We start from the raw sequence: 947 nt of genomic DNA on the forward strand, positions 1-947 counted from the left end.
ACGCGCGTGGTCTGCGGCAGTCCCGACTTCCTCGCCGCTCACGGGACGCCCCGGACCCTGTCGGACCTCGCCGACATCCCGTGCGTGACCTTCAGCGACCTGGCCGCCGGCCCGGCCTGGCACTTCGCCACGCCCGACAGGAAGGCCGTCCAGGTGGTCCAGGTGCGCTCCCGCCTCCAGGTCAACACGGCCGAGGCGGCGCTCGACGCGGCCGCGGCCGGCGTCGGCCTCACGCAGGTCCTGTCGTACCAGGCGGCGCCCCTCGTCGCAGCAGGGCGCCAGGTCCTCGTGCTGCGGTCCTTCGAGCTCGAACCGGTCCCGGTCAGCGTTGTCCATGTCGGGCATGGACGCCTTCCGCTGAAGATTCGGGCGTTCCTCGACTTCGCGACGCCGCGCATTCGCGCGTCCCTGGGTGCCGTCATTCCACCCCCCTGAAGGCCGGCGCACCGGTCGGCTTTGGACGCCCGTCCGCCCGGTGAGGAAAGGCCGGCCACGTCAGATAGGCCGGGCCACCCACCTCTCGGAACCCGTAAGGCTGAGTTTCGGAAACTCTGTGTTCTCGCGAGTGCCGAGAGAGTGCATCGTGATCCCACTGTCCGGTCCCGAGCCTGAAAGCCGTGGCACAGTCGGGGGGGATCGCGGCGACGGCGCGTACACCCCTCTCCGACATGCGCGACATCCGCGGTCGCGAGGCGAGCCATCCGGACGTTCTCCGGCCCGCACAGATGCGAGTGGAGCGATGAGACAGGACACGGCATTCCAAGAGGGGCCTGCCCGGGCGACGCGGCGGAGCATTCTCGCCGGCAGCGTCGTGGCGGCAGGCCTAGGTAGGGGACTCATTCAGGTCCATGCGATGACACAGGAAGCGAGCGCGACGGCAGCCAGATAGTTGCAGGCCAAGCGATCGTAGCGGGTCGCGACGCGCCGCCAGTTTTTGAGGTGACCGA

At 69.6% G+C, this 947-nt stretch carries 1 protein-coding gene and 1 pseudogene; one reads left to right on the forward strand and one right to left on the reverse strand.

The window, feature by feature from the left end; genetic code table 11:
- Window positions 1–435 (forward strand): LysR substrate-binding domain-containing protein (locus ACLBYE_RS30500; protein ID WP_447697033.1); only part of this gene is annotated, 435 nt, incomplete at its 5' end.
- 405 nt (window positions 436–840) lie between these two features.
- Here the strand turns inward: ACLBYE_RS30500 and ACLBYE_RS30505 are convergent.
- Window positions 841–947: pseudogene (locus tag ACLBYE_RS30505) on the reverse strand (IS5/IS1182 family transposase); the annotation flags it as partial.

The organism is Methylobacterium sp. A52T, assembly GCF_053346095.1.